This is a genomic window from Pantoea ananatis PA13 (genome assembly GCF_000233595.1).
Taxonomy (GTDB): domain Bacteria; phylum Pseudomonadota; class Gammaproteobacteria; order Enterobacterales; family Enterobacteriaceae; genus Pantoea; species Pantoea ananatis.
In genome coordinates this window covers 3,945,216-3,966,821 of the sequence record NC_017554.1, presented here as the reverse complement: position 1 = coordinate 3,966,821, position 21,606 = coordinate 3,945,216, and the positions used below count along the sequence as shown (strand labels likewise).

The 21,606-nt window shown below is 45.7% G+C and carries 21 protein-coding genes; 11 read left to right on the top strand and 10 right to left on the bottom strand.

The annotated features are described in order from the left end of the window. Nucleotides 1-157 precede the first annotated feature (157 nt). A protein-coding gene (locus PAGR_RS18725) for an IS3 family transposase (protein ID WP_085980264.1) occupies nucleotides 158-1,326 on the top strand; the annotation gives its coding sequence in 2 pieces (ribosomal slippage) (nucleotides 158-407 and nucleotides 407-1,326; 1,170 coding nt in all). Nucleotides 1,327-1,942: 616 nt separating this feature from the next. Here the strand turns inward: PAGR_RS18725 and PAGR_RS18715 are convergent. The 4 genes from PAGR_RS18715 to PAGR_RS18700 all read right to left on the bottom strand — a co-directional run bounded on the left by PAGR_RS18715 (nucleotide 1,943) and on the right by PAGR_RS18700 (nucleotide 6,085). After that, nucleotides 1,943-3,646, bottom strand: coding sequence for a BUD32 family EKC/KEOPS complex subunit (locus PAGR_RS18715; RefSeq protein WP_014606698.1), 1,704 nt, complete (start codon nucleotides 3,644-3,646; stop codon nucleotides 1,943-1,945). Between the two features lie 13 nt (nucleotides 3,647-3,659). Further along, nucleotides 3,660-4,379, bottom strand: a complete 720-nt coding sequence (locus tag PAGR_RS18710; protein WP_014606697.1) for a hypothetical protein — start codon at nucleotides 4,377-4,379, stop codon at nucleotides 3,660-3,662. Between the two features lie 7 nt (nucleotides 4,380-4,386). Beyond that, entirely contained in the window at nucleotides 4,387-5,220 is an 834-nt protein-coding gene (locus PAGR_RS18705; protein WP_014606696.1) for a TerY-P anti-phage system-associated VWA domain-containing protein, read from the bottom strand. 538 nt (nucleotides 5,221-5,758) lie between these two features. Further along, complete coding sequence (locus tag PAGR_RS18700) at nucleotides 5,759-6,085, bottom strand: SymE family type I addiction module toxin (RefSeq protein WP_014606695.1); 327 nt, start codon at nucleotides 6,083-6,085, stop codon at nucleotides 5,759-5,761. A 228-nt stretch (nucleotides 6,086-6,313) separates the two neighbouring features. On the opposite strand from PAGR_RS18700, the gene PAGR_RS18695 reads away from it, so the two are divergent. Both PAGR_RS18695 and PAGR_RS18690 read left to right on the top strand, forming a co-directional pair. Beyond that, nucleotides 6,314-7,543, top strand: a complete 1,230-nt coding sequence (locus PAGR_RS18695) for a DUF4153 domain-containing protein (protein WP_014606694.1) — start codon at nucleotides 6,314-6,316, stop codon at nucleotides 7,541-7,543. Continuing rightward, entirely contained in the window at nucleotides 7,527-8,012 is a 486-nt protein-coding gene (locus PAGR_RS18690; RefSeq protein WP_014606693.1) for a hypothetical protein, read from the top strand. Before PAGR_RS18695 ends, PAGR_RS18690 begins: the two co-directional genes overlap by 17 nt. A gap of 8 nt (nucleotides 8,013-8,020) precedes the next feature. On the opposite strand, the gene PAGR_RS24480 is transcribed toward PAGR_RS18690, so the two are convergent. Next, nucleotides 8,021-8,125 (bottom strand): hypothetical protein, encoded by a 105-nt coding sequence (locus tag PAGR_RS24480; protein WP_494400764.1) that lies wholly within the window; start codon nucleotides 8,123-8,125, stop codon nucleotides 8,021-8,023. Between the two features lie 216 nt (nucleotides 8,126-8,341). Here PAGR_RS24480 and PAGR_RS18685 point away from each other — a divergent pair, with 216 nt between their 5' ends. From PAGR_RS18685 to PAGR_RS18660, 6 genes are all read left to right on the top strand, one after another. After that, entirely contained in the window at nucleotides 8,342-9,094 is a 753-nt protein-coding gene (locus tag PAGR_RS18685) for a HalD/BesD family halogenase (protein ID WP_014606692.1), read from the top strand. A 20-nt stretch (nucleotides 9,095-9,114) separates the two neighbouring features. Then, nucleotides 9,115-9,849 (top strand): class I SAM-dependent DNA methyltransferase, encoded by a 735-nt coding sequence (locus tag PAGR_RS18680; RefSeq protein WP_014606691.1) that lies wholly within the window; start codon nucleotides 9,115-9,117, stop codon nucleotides 9,847-9,849. A 2-nt stretch (nucleotides 9,850-9,851) separates the two neighbouring features. Continuing rightward, nucleotides 9,852-11,111, top strand: a complete 1,260-nt coding sequence (locus PAGR_RS18675) for an ATP-grasp domain-containing protein (protein WP_014606690.1) — start codon at nucleotides 9,852-9,854, stop codon at nucleotides 11,109-11,111. A gap of 7 nt (nucleotides 11,112-11,118) precedes the next feature. After that, nucleotides 11,119-12,084, top strand: a complete 966-nt coding sequence (locus PAGR_RS18670) for a DMT family transporter (RefSeq protein WP_014606689.1) — start codon at nucleotides 11,119-11,121, stop codon at nucleotides 12,082-12,084. Then, complete coding sequence (locus PAGR_RS18665) at nucleotides 12,047-12,841, top strand: AraC family transcriptional regulator (protein ID WP_014606688.1); 795 nt, start codon at nucleotides 12,047-12,049, stop codon at nucleotides 12,839-12,841. Before PAGR_RS18670 ends, PAGR_RS18665 begins: the two co-directional genes overlap by 38 nt. Before the next feature lie 513 nt (nucleotides 12,842-13,354). Then, entirely contained in the window at nucleotides 13,355-13,687 is a 333-nt protein-coding gene (locus PAGR_RS18660; RefSeq protein ID WP_014606687.1) for a DUF1493 family protein, read from the top strand. 153 nt (nucleotides 13,688-13,840) lie between these two features. Here PAGR_RS18660 and PAGR_RS18655 read toward each other — a convergent pair whose 3' ends face one another. The 5 genes from PAGR_RS18655 to PAGR_RS18630 all read right to left on the bottom strand — a co-directional run bounded on the left by PAGR_RS18655 (nucleotide 13,841) and on the right by PAGR_RS18630 (nucleotide 20,093). Continuing rightward, complete coding sequence (locus PAGR_RS18655) at nucleotides 13,841-14,332, bottom strand: Hcp family type VI secretion system effector (RefSeq protein ID WP_014606686.1); 492 nt, start codon at nucleotides 14,330-14,332, stop codon at nucleotides 13,841-13,843. A gap of 242 nt (nucleotides 14,333-14,574) precedes the next feature. Then, a complete protein-coding gene (locus tag PAGR_RS18645; protein WP_014606684.1) occupies nucleotides 14,575-15,093 on the bottom strand; it encodes a DUF2778 domain-containing protein in 519 nt (172 codons plus the stop codon). Nucleotides 15,094-15,852: 759 nt separating this feature from the next. Further along, a complete protein-coding gene (locus tag PAGR_RS18640; RefSeq protein ID WP_014606683.1) occupies nucleotides 15,853-17,397 on the bottom strand; it encodes a methyl-accepting chemotaxis protein in 1,545 nt (514 codons plus the stop codon). Nucleotides 17,398-17,944: 547 nt separating this feature from the next. After that, nucleotides 17,945-18,571: a LysE family translocator gene (locus tag PAGR_RS18635; RefSeq protein ID WP_014606682.1), complete on the bottom strand. Its 627-nt coding sequence runs from the start codon at nucleotides 18,569-18,571 to the stop codon at nucleotides 17,945-17,947. Between the two features lie 235 nt (nucleotides 18,572-18,806). Beyond that, complete coding sequence (locus PAGR_RS18630) at nucleotides 18,807-20,093, bottom strand: MFS transporter (RefSeq protein WP_014606681.1); 1,287 nt, start codon at nucleotides 20,091-20,093, stop codon at nucleotides 18,807-18,809. A 708-nt stretch (nucleotides 20,094-20,801) separates the two neighbouring features. Between PAGR_RS18630 and PAGR_RS23310 the strand changes: the two genes are divergently transcribed. After that, nucleotides 20,802-21,335: a DUF2778 domain-containing protein gene (locus PAGR_RS23310; protein WP_014606680.1), complete on the top strand. Its 534-nt coding sequence runs from the start codon at nucleotides 20,802-20,804 to the stop codon at nucleotides 21,333-21,335. Next, entirely contained in the window at nucleotides 21,332-21,547 is a 216-nt protein-coding gene (locus PAGR_RS18620) for a hypothetical protein (RefSeq protein ID WP_014606679.1), read from the top strand. The genes PAGR_RS23310 and PAGR_RS18620 overlap by 4 nt, the downstream gene beginning before the upstream one ends. Nucleotides 21,548-21,606 lie beyond the last annotated feature (59 nt).

Sequence of the window (21,606 nt, the reverse complement as noted above, 5' to 3'; positions counted from 1 at the left end):
GACGTGGGTACTGGTCGATGGCCTGCTGAACCACCCGCTTTACTTGCTGTATTTCTGTCAGCTCATCGTTTAAAAACTCCATAAGTGTAGTGGTTTACTGAATTTGGCCACCTGAATAGAGGTGATATGCTCATCTCAGAACAACACAGGTGTCCCAATGAAAAAAAGAAATTTCAGCGCAGAGTTTAAACACGAATCAGCTCAACTGGTCCTTGATCAGAACTACACCGTTGCAGCTGCGGCCAGTGCTATGGATGTGGGTCTTTCTACCATGACGCGATGGGTAAAGCAGTTGCGGGATGAACGACAGGGCAAAATACCTAAAGCCTCCCCTATAACCCCGGAACAGATTGAAATACGCGAGCTGAAGAAAAAGCTACAACGCATTGAAATGGAAAACGACATATTAAAAAAGGCTACTGCGCTCTTGATGTCAGACTCCCTGAACAGTTCTCGTTAATCGGGAAACTCAGAGCGCAGTATCCTGTGGTCACACTTTGCCACGTGTTCGGGGTTCATCGCAGCAGCTACAAATACTGGGAAAAAAGCCCCGAAAAGCCAGACGGCAGGCGAGCGGTGTTACGCAGTCAGGTTCTGGAACTGCATAACATCAGCCATGGCTCTGCTGGCGCAAGAAGTATCGCGATTATGGCAACCCTGAGAGGCTTCAGAATGGGACGCTGGCTTGCCGGCAGGCTCATGAAAGAACTGGGGCTGGTGAGTTGTCAGCAACCTACCCACCGGTATAAACGTGGTGGTCATGAACACATCGTTATCCCGAATCACCTTGAGCGACAGTTCGCAGTGACAGAGCCTAATCAGGTATGGTGCGGCGATGTGACGTATATCTGGACAGGCAAGCGTTGGGCTTACCTCGCTGTTGTTCTCGATCTGTTCGCAAGAAAACCGGTGGGCTGGGCAATGTCATTCTCACCGGACAGCAGGCTGACCATCAAAGCACTGGAAATGGCGTGGGAAACTCGCGGTAAACCAGCCGGAGTGATGTTCCACAGTGACCAGGGTAGCCACTATACAAGCAGGCAGTTCCGGCAGTTACTGTGGCGTTGCCGGATCAGGCAGAGTATGAGCCGACGTGGAAACTGTTGGGACAACAGCCCGATGGAACGCTTCTTCAGAAGTCTGAAAAACGAGTGGGTGCCAGTGACAGGTTATATAAACTTTAGCGAAGCTGCACATGCGATCACAGACTATATCGTCGGGTATTACAGCTCGCTAAGGCCGCATGACTATAACGGTGGGTTACCCCCAAACGAATCGGAAAACCGATACTGGAAAAACTCTAAAGCGGTGGCCAGTTTTAGTTGACCACTACAATCCTGTCAGACCTGGAAGTGAACCAGCCAGACCTCCGACAATAGAGCCAACCAAAGGGTGTTCCAAAAATTTAGCAAGCCGGCTTTTGGCTTACTGCTTTTCTTCGTCAGAAGCTGAAGATATCCTCGATGTGATGAAGTAATTTATTGAATAAATTGTGAATTTTTTGCGTATTGCGATTGCCAACCTGTGCTGGCCCATGAACATTTAACGTCGCGATTTGCATGCTGGATCCTAACTCGTAAGAACGGTTTTTCCCATGTTAGACTGATATAGCCATGCTCTGGCCTTCTTCTGTCAGGGATACATGTTCAAAATCTCCATAGTCCTTACGTAGAAGAGAACGGGAATGGCAGATGTTGATGATTTTGAACAAATACTCTTCCGACTAGGGGAGCCGCTCGTCAATAGCAATGCGATCGTTCTGGTCCATATCAAATCCAAATGAAACAGTTTTGATCGTCTCTCCGAGGTTCTCCAGGTCATCGTTCATATATGTTAAAAGAGCATCTATATCTGACTGAATTTTCTCTGCATCCATTTTTTACTTTATTTTTCGATTGTTAGAAAACAAGCATCGTGATATGCATATCGCCCGCCTTGCTGATTAATGCAGCAATCTCGAAAGCCATTTGAAAATCTTTATGATTATATTTGTCTTAGAAGTCTGTTGATTTGAAGTAACAGTCTTACTCTGAATGCTTTGAGCTGGTGATACCGACTGTGAAACTGATGTTCTCGTCTGACCTACATAAGGTGATGATGATTTATTAGGCACAATATGCTGAGTTTGCGCTCTTGCTTGCGATGCATTTTGTGTAGAAGCCCGTAACTTGCTGAGGATTGCCTGGTTTGCAGTTGTGGCGTTATTGCTCACAGGCTTAGGAGTTGAAGTGGTACTCTTACCCTTAATGCGCTCCAGAGCTTCTTGATTGCTGCTAGTAGAAGTTAATGTTTTTCGACTATTATTTGGCCCGGCAAGACGCCAACGGGCATCTGCTTCGGAGATAACTGTCATTTGACCGATTGTCGTGACAGTAATTGCGAGATGTGAATATTTATATTTGTCGTTAGTGTAAGGTGGTTCCATAAGACCGATTGCACTGATCCATTTCCCCACCCATGAGGAATCAGGTTTGACAGGGAAAGACCTGAGGCCTTCGCTCCATATGGATATTTTGAAGATTTTACCCCGCCAATCCCCGAAATTAACGAAGATATATGGTTTTCCATTTCGGTCCTTATCAAGTCTTACGTTAATAATTTTACCGATAACTTCAACTTTATCACCAACTCTCTGAAGGCAAGCACTATAATCCCAGGCTGGCAGAACGGCGTAGGCACTTATGTAACCAGATTTCAGTCTGCTGCTTGGTATATCCCCATTCATACTAACGGAAGTTAGAGATAAGGGAATGTTTCTTCCAGCAATGAAGTCACCAAGAGAAGGCGTTTTTTCCATCGCTGAAGCGCAGATTGCGGCGAAATTTTTTATAAAAGTGGAAAGCTGCTGAATGCCCGATAGCATTCCTAAGATGGATGATGAACCGGGGTCTACAAAATCATTAGCTCGAAAAACTATTGCGTCCAGTTCCGAATTTGATTTATCCCAAATGGAAGGATCGATTTGTAATGACTTAAGTGCCAGCCAGAGAGATATTAGTGAGAAACGGTCTAGTGTGTGATTAAACGGATTCGTCTTTTGACGAAGGGGATGCTGAAAATTGACATGCCCCAGCTCTGAACTTCCTAATGTATCAATCTCATCAACGAACATTCCATCGTAGTCAATTAGCTGGACGGTAGCACCTCCGTCGGAAACCATCAGATTCCCAGTCTGAAAATCACCATGTGCAATTTTTTCTTTTTCAAGATAGGCGGCAAGTGATTCAATTGAGGCCGACAGCTTTGCCATCTCTTGTGCAGAACGCCTGTTGACCTCAAGGAACTCTCCTAGAGTTTCTCCCTTAGCCCATGCCATTTTGACTATAGGGTAAGATACTCCTCCAACGTTGATCCCTTGTGGCTGAAACTGAAAGTCGAGGAAATAGGGAGAACGAAGGCTGGATATTTTCCTGGATATAGCCTTATAGCGCTGTTCTAACGCTTTTGATTCCCTGTGAAAACAACGAACCGCGTATTTCTTAAAGCCTGATTTGATCGTATAAGTAAGCGCAAAGCCGCCACTAATGGCGAGTGGTAGCCCCAATCCTGTCGTTGCGACTGTACCTGACTTTAATTCAGGATCGTCTAGCACTCTGCTATGTTCTTGAAATGCCAGATTGTATTGCTCAAGAGACGGGTAAGGCATCTTAATTTCCGCGTTAGAACGATAGGACAAGCAGCGTTGAGTCGTCGATATGCATACGTTTGGCTGTACGCTCCCTGAGAACTAACTGTGCAAGCTGCTCTTCAGTTTGCAACGAAAGTAATTCGATAAAACCTGGATCCTCTGCCAGTGCTTGTTTCAGTGCCCATTCGCCGAGCGCATCTGTCATACAGAAGAGCTTAGGTTGAACTAGTTTTTCTAGGTAAAAAGTTTTTCCATGCAGTGTCCAGAAAGTACTTCCACCAATGAAATTATTATGAGTGGGAAGCGTAGCAAGCAATGTCGGCCTTTCTTTAAATTTTTCAGGATTATCAATAGGCCATGCACGAATAAGTTTCCCGCAATCAATCAGCATGGTGATGCTATCCCCAATAGCAAGAATATCTACCGTCTGATGATATTCAAATTGCTCAACGCCTATGAGTGTGGCAAAACTTCCTCGTTCGAATGCTGCCTGTTGTGACCAAGACATAGACGGGAAATCATGTGCGGCAGAATATTCTGCTAAAGCAGATGCTACCCACTCAGGCCTGACTTTAGGATCTTCATTAAATTTGCGAGTCAGAAGATCAGCCCATAACTTTGAATTAAAGGATTCACTTGCTCCATCACACAAAGCAAGCCTTCTCCCGTCTTCGGAGAAGGCGAATTTGTCCTCATTTGCCTCAGGGCATTCAGGGTCTTTTGGAACTGTTCCTGAGAATTCCAGTTTCATTGCGGACTCAACGTAATTGAGAAGCACGTGTTCCGATGTCGAAGAAATCGACTAGTTCGGCTGCTTCAGCGTTGAACATGAAACCACGAGATTCTATTCCCACCGTATGCCCTTTTTCCTGCGCGAAGCGTACCAAGTGCTCTGGTAAAGGGCTAGACATGCGGAAAAGCAACTTGGCATAGTCATCAGGTAAGCTAGTATCAGAGGCGGGAAATCTGATTGGATCATTACCGAGAGAGCTAACGTGAATATTAAGAATCAGAACTTCACCATCATTGGTGCGAATTTGTCGCAAATGATTGGCAATTTCTTCTGGATCTCCATCGTTTGATTCGCCATCAGTCACATGCAGGATAGTTGGAGGATAGCAATCCGGATGGGAATCACACCAAATCACCAATTCTTCGGCTGCTTTGGTTAGGGCTTCACGCATCGGTGTACCACCGCTTGCGATAGGATCAAACCATACTGGAAACTTAATTGCTGTCTCTATAATTCCACCTGCACCATCGTCCATCTTCCTTTTACGATCTTCTACCCTGGCTGGATTCTGTTCGAGAGTAGAAATTGGATTGAGTACTTGTCCTCCAAGAGGGCCGGAGAAGCCATTAGAAACTCCGTGATGGCCGTAGCCCAAAACACCAATTTCAAAATAATCACGGACGCCTTCAGATTTTGTACAACGAGTAATTAAATTCATTAACGTTCGATTTAGCGCATCGGCGACAAATTCTGCTTTGCTTCGTCCGGAGGACATTTTGTCAGACATTGAGCCGGACTGATCGACCACGAAAAGAAATGCTGTTGGATTATTACGACTTATCTGTGATTCATATGGCATATGTTATTTTCCTCTCCAAGACTATTCATATCCTATCAAGTTAATAGGTAAATGCGAGAAAATCACTATGAATAACAGCAATTGTTAGCCTGTTGAGAGTGAAAATTACAATTAGCTTTTCTATATGGAATTTATAGTCAAGTATTCTTTCTGTTATGTGTTTTTTGATAGGTTTTGATTATTGTTTTCTGTTGTTAAGCATCGAGATCGATAAAAATAATTATTAGGTTATAAAATTATTCAGTAATGAGTGGTCTCTATGCTAAAAGAAGTTTTTTTATATGGAATTTTTTGATGTGTTTTTAGTGTTAATTTTCCTAAAGATTCATATTAATTTCCCCTCGCAATGTAGTATTTAGTCACGCTTGTTGTTTTTTAAGATAAAAATCCAATTGTAATGGGCACTTAAGCGATAAAATCAACTTTTTCCAACGCCTCAATTCAGATGCCTGTCCTTTAGGCACGGATCTTATAGTGGAGTAATTATTATAAAACCCCACTCGCCCCCACCTCCGCAGGGGCAAGCCCCATCAACCCCTTACCAATCAGTCAGCCCAATCGCCTTCATCACCCGCTTTCTCTGCTGCACAGACAGCGAAGCCAGATCCTCAACCGATCCCACCCGCGTTCCGTTTATCACGTCCCTGGGCTTAAAGCTGATAATAATCTGGCACCAAGTGACCTTCACATCCAGTTGCACCCCAATCGGAAAACCCGCTTCTCCTAACCAACAGCCTTTCAGGGTAATCGCTGGAACGCGGCGGTAATTTGGAGTGCGGGTCACATAACCCACGGTCGCATAGCGCTGGGTATAGGTTTGATCTTTAGCTTCAATCTGACCTGAAATAGAATTGATGACAGTCATGATGACTATTCCTGTTTAATAGTGATTGTGATCAGCGATGCGGATGTGTTGCCCCACATTCGTATCGCGCTAAATGACCTGATGATTTAATCAGGCAGGCGTGAACGCATCGAGAGTGATAATAAAAAACTGCGAAAGGCCACGCAGAAGAACCCCGCTCGTTTCAGATGAATTCATGCGTTTTCGACGTTGATTCAATTCCCCTCGGTTAACCCGCAAAGGATCGCCATGTTGCAAAAAGACGCTTTCCCTGGCAGGACAAAATGGACCATTATCGTGATTGGTATGCTGGCCGGGCTGACAGGGGCGCTGCCCGATGCGCTACATTTGCCGGCGAGCTATGCGCATTATCTGTGGCCACTTTCACTGGGCGCGGCCAGCGTGCTGGCGTTCACGCTCAATCGCCTGAACGCCGTTAAACCCTGGCTGTGTGCGCTTGCGGTATTGCCGTTGATTGCGTTGATGACCGGCTGGCAGCACTGGAATTTTCCTGCGTCTCATGATGATGATGCTTTTTTCAGAAACAGTGGTGCGGTCCTGCTTATGCTCGTGCTGGCGATGCCGTTTCTCGCCGCTATCTGCCATGAATCGCCGACGCCGCACAATAACCTCTCCCGCAGTGCAATCATCGTCGAAGCGATGTGGCGCAACACTTTTACGCTATGCGTGACCGCCATCATGACCGGGCTGTTCTGGCTGGTGCTGTTGCTATGGAGCAAACTCTTCAGTCTGATCGGCCTTAGCCTGTTCGAGCGGCTCTTTTTCAGAAATGACTTTTTCCCGTCGATGGCGACCGGTGCGGTCATAGCGGCGGGCATTGTATTTTGTCGATGTCTGCCTGGCGCTGTCGGTGTTTACCGCAACGTCGTCACGCTGGCGGTGGGCGTGATAGTGCCGTTGCAGGCGATCGCCTTGCTGCTGTTCCTGGCCTGTTTGCCCTTTACCGGATTGGCGATTATCCCCAAATCGTTCTCGGCCGCCACGCTGCTGCTGACCATGACGTTGCTGATGCTGATATTCAGCGCGATGGTCGTTATAAAAGAGCAGAGCGAACCACGCTGGCAGCGCGTAAGCGCCCAACTGGTGCTGGCTGCACTGTGGCTGACGCCGCTCCTGGCCGGTCTGGCTGTCTGGGCCGTATGGCTGCGTGTTGCCGATTATGGCTGGACGGTGGATCGGGTTTATGGCGCGGTAATCGCGTTTATTGCGTTTGCCGGCTCGCTGCTGATGGTGTGGTTCCAGCGACCAGTCTGGTTTCAGAACGCCAACAGCATGAATACCTATATCGTGCTGATGCTGGCGTTAGCGTCCGGCGGCTGGTTTTTGCTGCATTCACCGGTGATCGATCCCTGGCGCATTATGGTCACAAGCCAGCAGGCACGTTACGAACAGGGCAAAGCAAAAGCGGACGCGGGGGATCTCTATACGTGGGAACCAGCTGTTGCAGACGCTGAATGACCATCCTCAGTGGCTTGAGGATCCTGTAAGATTAAAAGTCATGCTGATGCAGATCCTGGCAGGGCATAACAAGACAGACATTCAGCACGATATCAGCACGCTCAGGCAGGCTATCCCGGTGCGTCCGGGTAGCGAAACGCCGCCAGAAAGCTGGTGGCAGGCACAGAAAGGCTCAGAACAGGCGTTGAGAACCTGTCTGATGGATGTGGGTTCCTGTCTGGTGTGGATGCAGGATCTCAACAACGATGGCTCGCCAGAAGTGCTGTTATACAGCCCACATTCATCCCTCATTGTTATCTATACCTTGCGCGGCAACACATGGCGGCAGACAGGCAGCGCGAACGTGCCGCAAAGCGCCGATAGCGCTATGCGTAAAGCAATGCCTGACATAGTGCCAAAAGCGTGGCGCGATCTGGAGATTAACGGCCAGCGCCTGTCGGTGGATTACTATGGCTATGAGGGGCAGTAGGGAGAGCCTCAGGCTTTGATGTTTTCCCAACTCAATGCAAAGCGAGCCAGATACTTGTGCAGGCGATCGGCGCTGTTGGGCGTTGTCGGGAGACGGCCAGCTGCCGTCGATATGTTTTAGACGGCTGGTACGATGCAGAGTAGAGCGTATTATGTCTGATGTGATTCATTGTTCTCAAAGAAATGCCAATAAATTTTTAAACAGATGTGATCGCGTCGTGTGATTGCTCAAAATTTAGACATTTTCTGAAATCACGTACAAGAAAAAATCGCGTATAGCCGGAGAATGAGAAGGGCAAATACAACACTTCTTATGGACAGGGCGAAAAAGTGATTAACATCGAAGAAAAAATTGAAAGGCATATTCAATCATTTCCAGCATCATTAATTAACTACCTGAAAAGCGACTATGAAGAAGACTTAATGGTGGTTATAGATGATTTACTACCTGGTGATATAAAAACAGCAATGGAAAATGAGGCGCGCGAACTATTGGCAGAGGAGTCGTTGCGTCGGGAAGTAATTATTGCTGAAAGTGGTCATACACCGCGCGCTTATGATAGCGTGGGCAGAAATGCGATTCGGGAAAGAGGGAAGTATATACCTGCTTTTTTTGATAGCCCAAGCATTCTTAATTTTTTTATGCAAATAACCGGTGAAAAGTTACACCGTGTACCTTATGAGCCCGAAGAGTTTATAATTAATTCACAAAATAAAAGTGGTGATACGCATGGATGGCATTGGGATGATTATTCCTATGCATTGGTCTGGGTCATTGATGAGCCAGATGTTCTTTCAGGTGCTCGCGTTGAATATGTTCCACGTATTCCCTGGAAGAAAAAAGAAACACGTGAGTGGATTAAAAACGTTTTAAAAGATAATACAATTTTTAGCCACCATGTCTCACAGGGACAATGCTATCTGTTGAGGGCTCGGGATGCCCTGCATCGAATTTCTCCTCTCACTTATGAGTCTCGCCGGACGGTTATTGTCTTCACCTATGCCAATGACTTCGATCTGGCGGATGAAGGTCTTACGCATGATTCAATGGAAGCAATTTATCCGCAGGATACACAGGCTTAATTAAATAAAGGGAAGTGAAAATGTCGAAAGAAACTTCACTGGGCGGAATGAACGATGACACAGGTTTTCCCGTGTTTTTTACGGAAATATCAGACTGTCTGGGACGCTATGAAAATTACAAGGATGCAGCCAGAGCAATAGCAGAAAAATTTCCTCCCAGTAAGTTTCCTCGTCTGCTCGACATATGTTGTGGCATAGGAAAAATGAGCGTTTCACTTTTTGAACTGGGCTACGAGGTTGTGGGGTTAGATTTATCTCTTGAGCAGTTGTCTGTTGCTAAAAAGAGGTGTAAAGGACCGGTATATATCCATGCAGACATGGGTAATCTGCCTAAAGATAAATTCGATATTCTTATTAATGTCTACACGAGTTTTGGCTACTGCAGCACTGAACATGAAGATTTGGCCGTTTTGCCCGAATGGTATGAAGCCCTAAATCCAGGGGGCATACTGATAATGGAGTTGGCCGATATGGACAGAGCCCGGAATCGAATAGATGTATCTGGCAGATTAATACGTATGAATAGTGGTGTTACTGAAACGCTTTTTATGGATTGGGAGCAAAGGATTCTGACGGTAAATTACGACAAAGATGGTCAGTCATGGACGTGTTCAACACGACTCTACGAAAAAGAATTTTTACAAAATGCGTTACTAAATTGTGGTTTTTCCAGTGTCGAGCTTTATGGTGATTTTTCACAAAATCCGAAGGGGAAAGACGATAATTTGCTTATCATTGCGCGTAAAGGATTATAATTATGAAAAATATTATCTGCATTGTGGATGCTTATTCAACGGGCGCAGATCTGGCTCCAGTTTTTAAGAAGTCAGGATGGCAATGTATACACGTTCAGTCTAATGCTGTTATTCCGGATAATTATCTGCCTTCATTTATTCCCAAAAACTTTGATTTTCTGATGGTGCCTGACTCAGATGAGTTAAGTGGATTCGAAAGTATCGTTGAGAAATTACAACTTTTTGACCCGGCATATATTATCCCGGGTACAGAGACAGGCGTCAAAATCGCTGACTATCTTTCCCATCGATTATCTAAACCCGGTAACGCTTGGGAAAGCAGTACCCTGCGACGAAATAAATTTCAAATGCAGGAGGCGCTTAATAATGGCGGACTTTTATCTATTCCTCAATTTGTCACCGATGATGTCATTAAAGCGGTAGACTGGGCAGAACAGCATCAATGCTGGCCGGTGGTTGTTAAACCTGTTGACAGTGCTGGAGCTGATAGTGTCAGGTTCTGTGAAAACCACGTAGAGCTGGAAGACGCTTTCAATAATATTCTTGGTAAGAAAAATAAACTCGGTCTGTTTAACAGCACTGTACTGATTCAGAAAAGACTGCGTGGTCAACAGTTTATCGTCAATGCCGTCAGCATGGATGGCATGCATCTCATCACTGAAATATGGACAGATGATAAAATACCCGTTTCAGATGCTTCCTTGATATGTGAAAAAGAAATCCTTCTTCCTTTTAGGGGAGAAATACAAAATACACTTGTTTCATATATGAAAAAGGCGTTAACACTTCTGGGTGTTGATAATGGTCCTTCACACAGCGAGTTAATCATCACTGAACAGGGGCCTGTTTTGATTGAAACAGCTGCGAGAATGCAAGGTACGATTATGCATGATGCGGTAATTTCTGCTCTTGGGTACAGCCACGTTACCCTGACTGCTGAGCGATATATCAACCCGAATGCTTTTTTAGGGAAAATCAATGATAAGTATAATCTCAAGAAAAATCTTTATTGTGTGACACTTTCTTCAAAAGAAGATGGCGTTGTCAAAAATAACAGATGTAAAGAGTTAATCGGCCAGTTTCCATCCTATTTTGGATTAATGCATACGCCAGAAAAAGGTGAAAATATTTTTCGCACGACTGATCTTTTTACGAACCCTGGAATTATTTATCTTTGTCATGATTGTGAAGATCAAATTAAACGTGATTATATAAAGATACGCGAGCTTGAAAGTGATGGTTTATTGTTTGAATTGATGTGAGAAAATCATGGAAATAAAAACTGGTGCTGTTTTTGGCCTCATTATGGTGTTAATTTATAATTTCCTTGATGCAGGAAAGGAAGTTTATTCTGGCCACTTGGTGCAAAGTTTGCATCCAATGCTAGTGACTTTTATTGTATTTTCAACAGTGCTGGTTTTTTTTCAATGCATATGCTTGGTGAAATTAAGCAGGGATTATATTATTCCTTTGCAGTACCCTGTTATCATTACACTTTTAAATATAACTACTGTGGGTTCTTGGGTGACTTTTTTTTATTGCCTTCGTTATATAGAGCCCGCTATTGCTTCAGCAATAATTACAGGATTTGCCCCACTTATTATTGTTATTATTTCTCCATTTTTATACCGTAATGAGAAAAGGCAATATAGATTAAGTTTACTTCTGGGGATTGCTCTGTGTTCGTTATGGTTGAGCATCATCAGCTTGCAAGTGGATAATAAAAATCATAGTTACACTAACTATGAAATAGTGGCTGGAATAGTTTTAGCGATTTCCTGTGCTTTCTTCAGTATCTTGTCGAATATACTGAGTAAGAAACTGAGTGACAGAAAATGTATTCCTGAATCAATCATGGCTCACCGATTTTACCTGACCATAATAGTTACTTTTAGTTACATTTATGATGTTAATATTGAACATCTAAGCGATAGTGGCCTGTTCCCGGGCGTCCTTTTTCTGGCTATATTGGGAGTGATATTGCCTTTATGGTGCCTTCAGTATGCTATTAAACATTTAGCACCAGCTAAGGTTATGATTTTTATGTCCATAAGCCCTGTGTTTACTTATGTGTTTCAGCTTTTAGATCCCAGGTTGTCTCCAACCTATTCATCGCTCGTGGCCATCTTGCTATTGTGTTGTTTTTCACTCGCCACTGAGATTTGGCAAATCAGACATAAAGGAAGCACTCTGGACAATGGCTATAACGGCGTACCGGAAGATAAGCGGAGTTGAGATTACTTTCTCAGACAGCACTGCTCATGCTTTTCCTAAGCATTCACATGATGAATTTTACATTGGTGCCAATGTCTCAGGACGTGAAAAAATCTGGCTGGACGGTAAGAGTGATGAAGCAAGCGTAGACGAAATCACAATTTATAACCCAGGCCAGGTACAGTCAGCGATTCCTACGCCTTACACATGGCTTTACTATAGTTTTTATATTCAACCCGATATGTTAAGAAGCCTGTCGGGTTTTCACGATGATGAAGAGTTTAAACGTAGCATTTTTTGCGCTCCGGATACCGCTCACCAGATTCGGGAAACGGCCCGATTTTGCCTTGATTCCAGTAACAGTAACGGAGAAGTGATTGAACACTTGGCGTGCCTTTTGAACACCGTGATCAAAAGAGCGGGTGTCCGCTATAAATGTGAGCTTGGTCATAATGATAGTTTATTGGCGGAGAAAATCGCATGCCGTTTGAAAAGTGAAATGTTATCTCCACCGTCCCTTATTGATTTAGCTGCCGAAAATTTCGTTACACCAGTGCAATTAGTTCGTATTTTTAGCCACACCTATGGTTTACCGCCTATTTCCTGGCTCCGATGTGAAAAACTCAAATTATCGAAGCAGCTTATTCTTAGTGGGGATGCCATTTCGGCGGTAGCTGCAGATCTTGGTTTTAGCGATCAAGCTCATTACACACGTAATTTTAAAAATATGTTCGGCATCACACCTGGAGCGCTTTACAATCTTGTGAATAATGTTTGAATGTAATTTTATTGTAACCCAAAGCTAATTGATTTTTCTTGTTTTTTTCTGATTATATTAAAGGGTAAGATTGATTTATAGTAATTTAATGGGGGGGTAATTAAATCCATCTTGTTCAATTAAAAGAGTAATAGATTTTTTTAGAAGGTGTTTGAAAGTGGCGTAATATTACCATTGACTCAGGTGAGTTAATAAAATGAGAAGTCGGGTGCATTAGATCAAGCACAGTTAAGGCAGTGGAAAATCGAATTTTTGCACAAGCACGGTGCTGGTTTATAAAAAATCATATACCTTCACTAAGGGTTAAACTATACGGTTTTTTATAAACTAACGTAACCAGCCAGCCAGACCCTTTTCCAGTTTATCGAGAGACTGAGTATGCTTTCTCCCTGTCATGTGATCATTGTTACGCAGCTTCCCTTGGCTGAACAGGAGGTTTTGCTTGGGATGTATCAAGAATTACCTGTCCCGCATTACATGAAGACAACCCAGTGATTCAGGAAGCGATTAACTATGACAGATGATATCGAACAGCGTGTTTTTGCGCTTGCGCGCCGCCACAACGGCTTTTACCTGTTTAACAACGAAAAGAATCAACGACTGTTAAACTGCAATACTGATATCGACTCTGATATGCAATTAGATGCTGGTGAAGCCGAAGAGCTGATGGATAATTTTTTCGAAGAATTCCAGGTGAAGAGGGGCAGTTTTAAGATTGAAACGTACTATCCAGATGTCCCTTTTTCGTGGAACCCCTTTAAGAAAATTGAACCTATACTCGTGCCTGATTTTACGATCGGTATGTTGATAGAATCAGCTAAGGCAGGAAAATGGTTGTATGACTGAGTGCCAGCGATAATCTTCAAATAGTCGTTATTTTCGAGAAGTGATGATGATTTTATAAATTATTCATAATCGAATTGCAGATTTTGGCATTGAAAAATGCCAGCAAAAAATTGTCTCTTGCTGGCCATTATCAATTTTAAAAATATCATACTTTCACGCGGTAGCACGTTCGTTCCATGCGTCGGTGAACTGGATATTTCCATCGATAATTCGCCAGGTGATCTTTTTATACTGCAGACTGATACTTTCAATATGGTTCATTTTATCATTACCCGATAATCGGACATTAGGTACGCCGCAGTTAACACCAGTGACTTTAACGTTTTCCATCAGGACAGTGTAATAACAAACTTCTTGTCCTGCATCGTTTATATGATAAAACGTTATTTCTGCACTTTTTAATGTTTGACCAGTAGCTGCTGCTTTATAAAAGTAAGGTGTAGAACTATCTACATCTTTTTCAATCATCATTGATGAATGCTGACGCGTACCAGTAATCTTCCCGTTAGTGTTATCAACAGGGAGGTTGACACCATGGCCCAGTCCGATGATCTCTATACTTCCTTCTCGATCTTGAACGTCAACAGATCCTTTAATATCTGCACCGCCGTCGTCTTTAAGCCACATATAGGGAGGGATTGGCATACTAACTTCTCCTGATTTTTCTAATTAATATCATGGTTATTAAATAAAAAACAATGCTGAGCGTTATGACAGTGAAGACGTCTATGTAGAAATAGGCATCGTAGATGGATTCTGCATTGACATCACCAGTTAATAGTAGGGCTAACTGACGGGGAAATTCATGGCCTGCGTAGTTCTCTGGATGACCGAGTGAGCGAGCAGCAGCAAACGTTATAATTAAAAAAAATATTATCTTAACCGCCTTACGGGCAAGAGCTATAACCATTAGTTACCACCTCAATCCAGCCACGAGCCATAAGATCACGCATGCAGGGGACCTGAACAGGATCCGTTTTAAGGATTGCATCCCTTATGCGCGAGTAATCTGAATTATGGGGTATGGTTAAACATCCTTCTGATACTTGCCCAGGATGAAGCCTGAATAATCCGCGGTAAACGCCTTCTATCCATGTTCCGTCATCAATACTCAGGTCATCTTTGTACAAAGCAAACCACTCATCGCGTCCAAAGGCCGTCCCATGATAAAATTTATTCCATGTATCGTGGATTTCCGTCTTTGCTTTAGAAAAAAATCCACCAGAGCCACGTTCTACAATCCAGTATTTACCCAGTGGTAACGGACCGTTACTTTTAACGGCACCACATGCACCGTTATTACGGTAGATACCATTACCAGAAAAGGCCATGAATACACCCACACCATATAAATTAAAAGGTGCATAATCTGCACCATCAAGCGTCACTTTTCCTTGTAATGCCATGATGTACCATTCCATAGTGAGGGTTTGTGGCTTATCATATAAATGAAAGATTAAGCTATCAACTTTATTTTCGCGAATTTGAATTTATATTCAATTAATGTGTTGTGGGTTTATTTTTACGATTTAATTTGTTACGAGCTATGGTTGTTGTTGAATTGCATGTGATCTTATTTTAAAAATCTAAGTTATGTGGTTTGTTTTTTAAATTAATAATAGTGTGAACTGTATACCAATTCAGTGGTTTCGATGAATTTTTTCCGTAACTCATATTGTTAGATGTGAAAGTTATTTGTTCCGTGACAGAAATGAAAGTTGAAATTCCATGGCATTCTATAAAGAGAGGGCTAGCAAGCCAGCGAGGATTTTCTTTTACAATCACTGGTGACGGAGGCGATATAGCGCGGATCACACCTCCGAGAATATAATGAAGGCCTCTGAACGGCTTTATCTCAGCGACACCATAAACCTTACCGCCACCAACGCATAAAACCCCGCACAGATCAGTTCGAAACTGCGCCGTGCCCGATTACGGTATTTCTCCGCCGTATGCGAGGCCAAAATCAGCGCATACAGGCCAAATATAATCAGGCCGGTTAGTGCGCAGGTAGCGACCAGAACATAGCTTTGCCACTGCGGCGCGCTGCGGGTCCGCCCATTCTGGGTAATGGTGAGCCACCGCTAACAATACCGTCATCAGTTTACAGAACAAAGGCGATAACTGCCGACGGCGGGAATCTCTATCGTCGGCCGTTTTTTCATTCAGACCTTGAATGTCTCTACGATGAGACGCAACGTCTGAGCCTGTTCAGAAAGCGACTGTGAGGCGGCTGACGACTCTTCAACCAACGCAGAGTTGTTCTGCGTTACACCATCCATCTGGCTTACCGCCACGCTCACCTGAGAGATCCCCTGCATCTGCTCAGCGGACGACAGGGCGATGGTATCCATTGATGTGGCCAGTTCGTCAACCAGATCGATCACTTTAAGAATATTTTGGCCTGTTTCATTCGCCACCGTGACGCCAGATTCCACCTGACCCACCGCCTGCTCAATGAGTGATTTAATGTCTTTTGCCGCTGTGGCGCTTCGCTGTGCCAACGTCCTGACTTCCGCTGCCACCACGGCAAATCCACGCCCGCTTTCACCCGCGCGTGCCGCTTCTACTGCCGCGTTAAGCGCCAGAATATTCGTCTGAAATGCAATACTTTCGATGACAGAGGTAATGTCTCTGACCTTAGACGCGCTTTGTGAAATTTCGCCCATGGTCCCAGACATACGGCGGACATCGTTTTCACCATTTTTTACGTGTAAAGCCGTATCCCTCGCGGCGTTGGCCGTCTGTCTGGCCATGGCGCTGTTACTCTGCACGGTGGCCGTCAGCTGTTCCATACTTGCCGCTGTCTGCTGGAGTGCTGCTGCCTGCTCTTCAGTGCGGAAAGCCAGTTCGTTGTTACCCTGAGAGATTTCGTTTGCTGAAAGTGCAACGGAAGCCGAGCCAGATTTAATGTCGGATACCACCCCGCGGAGCCGCGCCTGCATACTGGACAAAGAGGCCATGAGGCTCCGGGTGTCATTTTTGCGTAGCTGAACGGCTGAGGTTAAATCTCCCTGAGAAATTGCATAGGCAAGGCGCTGTGCGGTAGCGGGTTCACCACCGAGTTCACTCATCAGCTTACGAATTAAATAGATGCCCGTGGACAGGCCAAAAATAACCGCGACAGCGAGCAGTACCAGTAAAATGACGTAAGCCTGTTCCGTCGTTTTACTGTTTGCACTGACGGCGTCATCAGACCGCTGAGTGAGCACCTGACCCATCGCCGTCAGTCCGTCAATCAGGGGATTTTGGGCGGGCCTGACGGTATCCAAAAGAAACTTCACGGTCGCGGCGTTGTTTTTTCCCAGTGCGAGTGGAACCGTATTACTGAATGATTCCAGTGCTTCTTTTTCACTGTTTTTAATCGCGTCGAACGCTTTTTTTTCCTCATTGCTGCCAGACTGGTCAATCATCTGCCCCAGTTGAGTGCTGCTGTCGACAAAGCGGGTCTTTAATTTTCCAAGCCGCGCGGATTGCTCCTCAATGCCTTTTTCATCGGTAAATAACGACAGATTCCTGACTGTAATGGCCATGTCGCGCTGGATTAGCGTCAGGTCTGTTATCAGTTTCGTTTTTTTCATATCTCCCTGAACGATGGATTCAAGGGCGTTTTTGGACTGATACAAAGAATGAATGGCAACCACTATGCACAGGGAAAAGAAGACGATTAACGTACCAAAACCCGAGCCGAGCCGTGTTGAGATTTTCATAAATCTTTCCTGAAGAAGGGAGGGGAGACGACGATCTTTCGGCGCAGACCCGGCAATCTTTATCCCGGCCGTGATAATTAAAATGTAAGCAATCACGACATAAACTTTTACAGGAAAACCCCTCTCGCGGGTCTGTTAATATTTCTTATCTATAGGTTTTTTTATGGCTCTGCCCGCAGTAGAAAATGGCAGATTGCGAGTGGAAACCGCGTCGCGCTGGCATCTTGTTGAGCATTCTTTGGGGACGGGCTCAGTGCCGGTCATGAGGTGAGCCAGTCGCGATAAGGGCTGTCAGGACATAAGCCATGGGTAGCAATGAAACTATGCGGTTAGCGGGCATCGCGTTAATGGTTGCGATAACCTGCTGGCAGAACGCGTTTTCCAACGGCTGAACCGCGAGCGGTGCTAAATCAGAGATCGTCATCTTTTCTGAAGTTCAGGATGAGTGCAGCCAGCGTCATGCCATTTTCAAGTCGTATCCTCAGGTTGTTATCTGCGAAGCTGACGCGCCAGGCAGATCGAACAACCGCCTGTGAAAGGGGCTTTTTTAACCCAGCGACACTAAAAACCCCACCGCCACCAACGCATAAAACCCCGCACAAATCAGATCGAAACTGCGCCGTGCCCGATTGAGATACGTCTCCGCCATTTGCGAAGCAAAAATCAGCGCATACAGGCTAAATATCATCACGCCGGTCAGTGCGCAGGTGGCGACCAGAATATAGCTCTGCCACTGTGGCGCAGAGTTCGTCAGGCCCACGCTGGTCACGGTGAACCAGGTTAACGCGGCTTTGGGATTGGTCAGGTGCAATCCCAAACCCTGCAAATAATAGCCGCGTAAACGCGCGTGGGCCTGGGCTGGTCGTGCCGAAAGTTCTCTAGGGCGAAAGGCACTGCGCAGCGCTTTCGAGGCCAGCCAGAGCAGATAAGCCGCGCCGAGCAGTTTTAACCAGACGATAAAACCGTGGGAAGAAACCAAAATCGCGGACACGCCAAAGGCGGTTAACAGGCCCCAACAAATCGAACCTGAAATCACACCGGTGGCCAGCACCAGACCAGCTTTACGACCATAGTTCATCGCCGCATTGGCAATGGAAAGATTGCCCGGGCCAGGCGATGCCGTCCCTATGCTGTAAACCAGTAATGCTGCAAAGAATGAAGACATATCCCACATCTATCCAACCCCAACAGAAAGCATAAGCATGTATTAACATAATTTTAAAAAACATACATAACGGCTTGTATTGGATGGACGTGCACAGCAATGCTCGACCCCACGTGATTAACGCTGTTCAGCACTGAATCCCGCACTTTCGACGATGAGAATGTTCCCGCGTCGTACTGGTCGCCTGAAGCTGAAAAAGGAGGCACGTCCCTTCACGTGCCCCGGGACACATTCCGCGACAACACTACTGCGATACCGCTAACCCGGCATCCGGTTCTCCAGGTTCCTTTGGTTCTTTGATCAGAATCCACAGAGCCGCCGCACCGATAAGGTCAAACACCGCCAGCGCAACAAAGAACGGACCAAAGCCGATGATGCTGACAAACGCGCCGATAAACAGGTTAAAGATCAACTGACCGGACCAGGCACAGGCGCCAGCCATGCCGACGGCAGTCGCGACCTCATCCTTCCTGAACAGGTCTGCGCCCAGCGTGGCAGCTACGGTAGAAAGCAACTGGTGCGAGAAGCCACCAATGCTGATCAGCAACACGGCGACATAGGGGTTTTGAACAATGCTGACCAGGCCGATGGTGGTCATCAGCACCGCCCCGAGCGTAAAGGTAATACGGCGCGAATTGATCAGGCCGATGCCGCGATCGTTCAGGAACTTCGCCACAAAGCCGCTGGCCAGGCAGCCCAGATCGGCCATCAGGAACGGCAGCCAGACAAACATCGCAATCTCTTTCAGGCTGAAGTGCAGGGTTTCCACAAAGAAGATCGGCACCCAGAAATTGATGGTGCCCCAGGCCGGATCGGCCAGAAAACGTGAGAGGCCAATGCCCCAGAAATTACGCTGTTTGAGGATGGCTAATTTAGAGGTCTTCTCTTTCTGCTCGGTATGAAGGTGTTTTTCCTGACCGCCCTCAATATAGGCGCGCTCGTCCGCCGACAGCCGTTTGGCCTCTTTGGGATCTTTATAAAAGATGAGCCAGATAAAGGCCGCCACAATAGCCAGTCCACCGGCAACCAGAAATGCAAACTGCCAGCTGTGAAACAGTATGCACCAGGCGATCAGCGGCGGTGCCAGCATGGCACCAAAAGAGGTGCCCATATTAAATACGCCAGTGGCAATGCCGCGCTCCTTCGCCGGAAACCAGGTGGCAGCGGTTTTCACCCCGGCCGGAATCGCCGAGGCTTCACTAAAGCCCATGATGGCGCGCATAAACGCCAGGCCCTGCCAGGAACCCGTCAGTGAGTGCGCTAAGGTGGCCAGCCCCCAGACGATGGCGCAGATAAAAAAGCCCAGCTTCAGGCCAATGGTATCAATGAAATAACACATCACGGGCTGGCCGATGGTATAAGCCAGCTGAAAGGCGCTGACGACCCAGGAATATTGCTCCTTGGTAATATCCAGCTCCTTCATAATTGTCGGGGCGGCAACGCCCAAGGCAGTGCGATCGAGGTAATTAATAATCGTAATAAAGCACACCAGTAATATCATGTGCCATCGGTAATGTTTGATTGTTTTCATGATTGCTCCCTCATTGTTACCTTTTCCTTATGACTTTGCTAAACAGGTGACATGGTTTTTAAATTAGAGGCAGGTTAATTAATTGAGTGTTAGTAAATCTCGTGATTGCACCTTGTTATTATTAGGTAAGCGATTTTGCAATAAACACGGAATTGCGTGGTGTGATGAGGCGCATTGTTTAATGCCGTGAAAATCACTTTTGGTAAATAATGTGATCAACGTAACCCACACAGATAAAAAGATTAAATAGCGGCAAGATGGCCTGGAATCAGGTTAACACTAAGACGTTGCAGCCAAATCTTTATACCTGAAGCCACTTGCTGGCGTGCATAAGGGCATGTCCCTTGCAGGTTGAGAGGCGAGGTGCGTTTTTATTTCGACTGATTCAGACGTGATGTTAATCACCACAGCGGGTTGGATGCCTGATGGTCAATAAGGCAGCCTGTCGTTTTTAACGCAAATAAGATCGCGCTTTTATGAATATTTTTTAATTCAGACGCTTTTCTCTTTTGTTCGTTTACGCTGCCGGTGCGGAGCGTTTATTCCTGCTGAAAAAACAGAAATGATGGCGATGTTAATCGTTCATGGAAATACGAGCGTGAAGGAATAGGTTGCAACTTTATAAGAGGAATCTTAAAAGGTCGTCGTTTGATGTTGAACAGGGATTCAGTATTATTTTCACCCTGTGCCACCCGCAAAGGATGTGAGATGCAAATCTGTACGATGGACTATGCTCCTCTCTCGCCAGACGGAAAAAGGGTCAAGCTTGACTGTTACGGCATCGGCTCATTTGATGTTTTGTCAGGAATTGACCGTTATCTCAATAACCCAGACTGTTCAGATAGAGAAAAGGCCGCGATCCCGCCGGGCACATACTGGATAGTCGACCGCCCGAAAGGAAGCGTGCTAAATCAACTGCGTGCAGAAGTGATTGATGCGTATCATTTGTACAGAAATCATCATTCCGAATGGTTTGGTTTATATAACGCAGAAACCATGAGTGATCATGCTTACGTCAATGGCACACGTCGGGGCAGCTTTCGGCTTCACCCATTGAACAGCGACGGCACCGGGGTTTCTTGGGGCTGCGTAACGCTGTACAGTTCATCGGATTTTCAAACCCTCAGAAATGCTTTGCTGCGGATACCTAAGATAAAAGTGCCTGGCGGGAAAGATCTGATGGCTTATGGCCGCCTTGATGTGCGCGGCATTCCAGATTTTAGTCGGTGTGGTGTGAGATGAAAATTGCGATATTTATTATTGTGTTGCTGGCGGCTTTTGTGCTGATCCCGGATAGCTGGATCAACACGTTATTCATGAGCCATATCACTATTGAAGGCGATGGCGAAGAGGCGATGAACAGCTATTCGTTTACGTTCATCGTGGTGAAGTTCGTCCTGTCTCTCGTGCTGGCTGTCCTGGCCTCGTGGGGATACCGAAAGCGAAAACGTTAGCCCGCGCTCAGGTGCCTGGCGGGGACGCACGACAGATGCTCAGCGCGATAAGCCAGGCC